Source organism: Streptomyces sp. NPDC006265, from assembly GCF_040613555.1.
Lineage (GTDB): Bacteria > Actinomycetota > Actinomycetes > Streptomycetales > Streptomycetaceae > Streptomyces.
The window spans coordinates 1-5,194 of sequence record NZ_JBEXSH010000658.1 but is presented as its reverse complement, the minus strand read 5'-3'; the positions used below and the strand labels follow the sequence as shown (position 1 = coordinate 5,194).

3 protein-coding genes and 2 pseudogenes are annotated in these 5,194 nt (G+C 69.8%); 2 read left to right on the top strand and 3 right to left on the bottom strand.

What is annotated here, in order from left to right; translation table 11 throughout:
* Positions 1-80: 80 nt before the first annotated feature.
* Positions 81-2,570, bottom strand: a pseudogene (locus ABZ281_RS36725) (FtsX-like permease family protein); the annotation flags it as partial.
* Positions 2,489-2,878 (bottom strand): hypothetical protein, encoded by a 390-nt coding sequence (locus ABZ281_RS36720; RefSeq protein ID WP_356662379.1) that lies wholly within the window; start codon positions 2,876-2,878, stop codon positions 2,489-2,491. The pseudogene ABZ281_RS36725 and the gene ABZ281_RS36720, both read right to left, overlap by 82 nt.
* Before the next feature lie 117 nt (positions 2,879-2,995).
* Between ABZ281_RS36720 and ABZ281_RS36715 the strand changes: the two genes are divergently transcribed.
* On the top strand, positions 2,996-3,577 hold the full coding sequence (locus ABZ281_RS36715; RefSeq protein ID WP_356662378.1) for a YkgJ family cysteine cluster protein: 582 nt from the start codon (positions 2,996-2,998) through the stop codon (positions 3,575-3,577).
* A 69-nt stretch (positions 3,578-3,646) separates the two neighbouring features.
* Here the strand turns inward: ABZ281_RS36715 and ABZ281_RS36710 are convergent, their stop codons facing one another.
* Positions 3,647-3,970: a hypothetical protein gene (locus tag ABZ281_RS36710; RefSeq protein WP_356662377.1), complete on the bottom strand. Its 324-nt coding sequence runs from the start codon at positions 3,968-3,970 to the stop codon at positions 3,647-3,649.
* A 224-nt stretch (positions 3,971-4,194) separates the two neighbouring features.
* Between ABZ281_RS36710 and ABZ281_RS36705 the strand changes: the two are divergent.
* Positions 4,195-5,194, top strand: a pseudogene (locus ABZ281_RS36705) (ABC transporter ATP-binding protein); the annotation flags it as partial.

Below are 5,194 nucleotides of genomic sequence, written 5' to 3'. Positions count from 1 at the left end.
GGCCGCCCCGGAGGCGATGCCTCCGGGGCGGGCCCATCCTCCGCAACCCCCGTGTGCGGTGGTTCTTGCGCGACGGGCGGCTACTCCGTCGCGATCGCGTTCAGGACGTTCATCCGGCCCGCCCGGAACGCCGGGATCAGTGCCGCGAACAGGCCCACGAACGCCGAGCTGATGAAGACGCCGATGATCGTCGGCCAGGGGATGTCGAGGACCACCAAGCCCTCCAGGGCGAGCAGTTGCTGTGCCGTCGCGCCCCAGCCCATGCCCAGTCCGAGGCCCAGCAGGGCACCGAAAAGGGCGATGACCACCGACTCCATGCGGATCATGCGGCGCAGCTGACGGCGGGAGAGGCCGATCGCCCTCATCAGACCGATCTCCCTGGTGCGCTCCACCACCGACAGGGCCAGGGTGTTCACCACACCCAGGATGGCGACGATGATCGCCAGGGCCAGCAGGCCGTAGATCATGTTGAGCAGCTGGCCGATCTGGTCCTTCAGTGCGTCCTTGTAGTCGGTCTGGTCGCGCACGGTGTACTGCGGGTAGTCGTGCAGCGCCGACTTCAGGGACGTGTAGGCGGCGTCCTGCTGCCCGTCCTTGGCGCTGGCGAAGACCAGCGAGTCCAGCGGCATCTTGTCGGCCGGGACGTACTTGGCCATCGTCGAGATGGAGGTGTACATCGCGCCCGCGTCGATCACGACGTCGCTGCTGGTGATCGCCCGGACCGTCAGGTCGGCCGCGGAGCCGTCCTTGAAGGCCACCTTGATCTTCGAGCCGAGGTGGATGCCGTGGTCCTTGGCGAACTTCTCGTGGACCGACATCGAGTCGGCCTTGTAGGCGTCGGGGAGCTTGCCGGCGACCGTCTCGGTGCGCAGGTCGGTCGCGTACGACGGGTCGGCCGCCGTGATCGCCGTGTCCTTGAGCGTCTCGCCGTCAGGGGTGGTGAAGTCGGCCTTGGTCCACTTGTACTCGGTGACCCGCGCCAGGTCCGGCGACGACTTCACGGCCCTGACCGCCTGCGGGGTGACCAGCTGGCCGCTGTCGGACTGGATGATGAAGTCGGTGCCGACGGTCTTGTCGAGCTGGTCGGTGGCGGACGCCACCATGGAGGAGCCGACCACGGACAGGCACGCCACGAGGGCGAGGCCGATCATCAGCGCGGCGCCCGTCGCGCCGGTGCGGCGCGGGTTGCGCAGGGCGTTGCGCTCGGCCATGCGGCCCACGGGGCCGAACATCCGCAGCAGGACGGCGCCGAGGACGCGGACCACCGCGCCGGCGAGCAGGGGGCCGATGACGACGAACCCGATCAGCGACAGCACCACGCCGAGGCCGAGCCACAGGGAGCCGTCCTTGGCCTTGTCGGCCGCCGACGCGAGGTAGAGAGCGAAGCCGCCGGTGCCGGTGAGGACCGTGCCGATCGCGGCGCGGATCCAGCCGGCCTTGGCGGCGGCGGCGGCTCCCGCGTCGCGCAGTGCGGCCATCGGGGAAATCTTGCCGGCGCGCCGGGCGGGCAGGTAGGCGGCCAGCACGGTGACGACCACACCGAGGACGAGGCCGACCACCGGGGTCGTCCAGGCCACCGTCAGGTCGTCGGTGGACAGTTCCATGCCCATCTGGCCCATGAGCTTCATCAGGCCGACGGCGAGGCCGACGCCCGCGCCGACGCCGAGCACCGAACCGACGACGCCGAGCAGCAGCGCCTCGGCCAGCACGGAGCGGTTGACCTGCTTGCGGGAGGATCCGATGGCCCGCATCAGGCCGATCTCCCGGGTGCGCTGGGCGACCAGCATGGAGAAGGTGTTGATGATCAGGAAGATGCCGACGAGGAACGCGATCCCGGCGAAGCCGAGCATCGCGTACTTCATGACGTTCATGAAGCCCTCGACGTCCTTCTGGTTGGCGTCGGCGGTCTCCTTGGCCGTCTTCACCTGGAAGTCGCCGCCGAGTGCGGCCGTGACGTTCTTCTTCAGCCGGTCGTCGCTGACGCCGGTGGCCGCGGTGACGTTGACGTTGGTGTAGACGTCGTTCTCGCCGACCAGGGCCTGCTGGGCGGTCTTGGTGTCGAGGTAGAAGATCGCGGCGCCGGGGTTGGTGACGGTGAAGTCGGCGATGCCGGAGAGTTTCGCGGTGTGGGTGCCGATGGCGCTGATCACGCCGATCTCGTCACCGAGCTTCAGGTCGTGCTTGTCGGCGGTGTCGGCGTCGACCATGATCTGGTCGGCGCTCCGGGGGGCCGCACCCGAGGTGATCTTCATGGTGCGGGCCTCGTTGGCGTTCCAGCTGCCGACGATGGTCGGGGCGCCGCTGGAGGGCGACAGGTTCTCCTTGTCGTTGTCGACGACCGTCACCGAGGTGGAGAACACCGCGCCCTCGGCGGACTTCACGCCCTGCGCCTTGCGGACCTCGCCCAGCACGGAGGCCGGCATGACCGGCGGCTTGCCGTTGTCGGCGGTGGTCTCACCGCTGTCGGAGGCGCCCTTGGCGCTCACCGTCACGTCGGAGGAAGTGGCCGCGAAGAGCTTGTCGAACGTCGTGGACATGGTGTCCGTGAACACAGACTATCCGAAACTGATACAACACCTCCATCCGCCGCCTGACCTGCAAGGATGCGCTTTTCGTCCAGCAAAGGGAGGTCGCAGGCGAGGCGCAGGGCGTCTGCCCGGAGGTCATCCCGGTCCCCCAGCAGCTCTTCCACGAAGGCCAGCAGCGCGGGCGTCATGGCCACCATGCGCACGCCGTCCGCCGGGGGCTCCTCAAGCTCCTCCGGCACCGGCAGGCCCTGCATCCGACGGACCGCTCGCATGCGCTCCTGGAAGCGTTCCGCGGCGGGCCTCGTGCGGTCCTCCAGCAGCGCCTTCTCCACCGCCGAAAGTTCGGCCACGGCCCCTCCCCTGTTGTTGCGCCAAGGGGGTGATCGTATCGGCCTGGTAAGCCGCCGCACCACACGAACGGGTGAACAGTCCGTCCATCTGGTGGGGGGTCACTTAGCCTGCCAGGCATGGAAATTGGCGACGCAGAAGCACTGGTTCGGATCGTGGCCGGCGGCCTGGCGCGAAAGCCTGACCCCGCGGCCCTCGACGCACTTTATGCGTCGCTCCCCCGGATGGAGTGCCAGCGGAAATGCGGCTCTGCCTGCGGCCCTGTGCCGTTGAGCCCTCTGGAAAGGGGGCGTGTCAGGGCGAGCGGGGTGCGCTGGGTCGATGGTCGGGTGGTCACTTTGGCCCTCGGGCAAAAGGCGGGTACGACCTGTTCCGCGCTGGACCAGAAAAATATGCAGTGCCGCGCATATAACGCGCGGCCCATGGTCTGCCGTCTTTGGGGTCTGGTGGAGGAAATGGCGTGCCCTTGGGGCTGCGTCCCCGAGGGCGGGCACCTCGACACCATCGAGGGGCTGCGGCTGATGAATCTGTCCCTCTGGTACGGCGGCGACTCGAAGGGCATCGAACCGGCTGAGTGGGAGCGGCTCGCGGCAAATCCGCAGCGGCGTCGGCTCGCGGCCGAGTTCCTGGGCCGGTCTCGGCCTGTTCAGGATGAGGCGCGGATCATTCAGACGTCGATCCCGGTGCGGCGGGCGGGCTGAGACCGGGTACGAAACGGCTGGGCCCACGCCCTGTTTTCCCAAGACGTGGGCCCAGCCGTTTGGTGGCTTTCAGGCGGCGGCGCCGGCCGCGCTTCCTGTTTCGGTTGTGTCCGTGCCGGATGCCTTCTCCCAACCTTCCTCGTCGGCCTTGCGCTTGTGTAGCGACAGACCGGAGTTGTTCTTGAAGCCGAAGCCGCCGGCCTTGGTGCACACCTCGTGGTAGAAGCATGCGACGCCGAACTTCACTGACCCATCGGTGGGAAGCTCGTAGGGCACTTGTGGGCCCAGCAGTTTGTGGCTGGACTTTGCGTGGCTGCCACGGTCGCGGACGGCGACCCAGTATTCGTCTGGACTGCCGGCGCGGTGCTTGAGGGGACAGCGGACCTGTTCCACGTCCGGGTTCCAGCCGCCCCGGTTCGGCGTAGCCTTTTTCCGCACCTCCGGGGTTGGGTCGGGAGCCTCGTTCTCTGCTGCGGGCTTTTCCTTTGCTGTCAGCCGTTTGGGGGCCGGCTGAGCGTCAGGGAGGGCGAGTTGGGCGGGCCGGCGCCCGTTCTTCGCCTCGGCGTGTTCACGGCCGACGCGGAAGAGGCGCTCGATGACCTCCGGGCGGAAGAACGCTGCGGCTCACCGCCTGGTCCGTGCCGGAGACCGGCCAGACGTTCCTCATCGGGTACGGGCCCGCCCGCGCCCTGGACGAGGGGTTCCTGCGCGGACGGGCGGATGTCGGACTCGTCTGGCTGGCCGTGACCGGTCTCGGTGTCCTGCTCGGCGCGTACGGGACCGCCCGGGTCTACGCCGCCGTCGCCACGCTGGTCGAACCGCTCCGGGACCGGCTCGTGGAACGGGTGGTCACGCGCGGGGTGCGGACCGGGGACGCGGGTGCGCTGTCCGGGCTCACCCAGCAGGTGGAGATCGCCCGGGACACCTTCGCCGGACTGGTCATGGTCTCCCGCTCCTTCGTGTTCACCGCCGCCGGCGCCCTGGCGGGACTGTTCACGCTCGCCCCGCCGCTCCTGCTGGTCGTGGGGCCGCCCCTGGCCGTAGGCATGGCGCTGTTCGCCGCGACGCTGCGGCCTCTCGCCCGGCGGCAGGAGACGTTCCTGGTCGCGGACGAGGCCCTCGCCGGTGACCTCGGCACCGTCTGCCCGGGTCTGCGGGACATCACGGCGACCGGCGCGGAAGCGCACATCGCCGCCGGAACCGGGGAACGGGCCGAGGCGGAACTGCGGGCGGCGCGCGCCCTGGCCCACTGGGGCGTGCTGCGCGTGGCGTCCCTGACGATCGGCGGCCAGCTGCCGATCGTGCTGCTGCTCGCCGCCGGACCCTGGCTCCTGTCCCACGGCGTCACCGCGGGCGCCCTGGTCGGCGCCCTCGCCTACGTCACCCAGTCCCTGCTTCCGGCCCTGCGCAACCTGATCCACGGTCTGGGCACGAGCGGCTCCCGCCTGACGGTGGTGCTGCGCAGACTCGCCGGGACGGGCACCGACACGGCCCGTGGGCCGGACACCGGGCCCGGGCCTGCGGGCGCCACCGCGGACCACGGCACCCCGCCCCCTGCCCTCTCCCTCGCCTCCGTCACCTTCGCCTACGGTCCCGCCAGCGCGCCCGTCGTCCAGG

Coding starts and splice junctions, on each gene's coding strand:
- ABZ281_RS36715 (WP_356662378.1), top strand. CDS start 2,996: ATGGAAATTGGCGACGCAGAAGCACTGGTTCGGATCGTGGCCGGCGGC.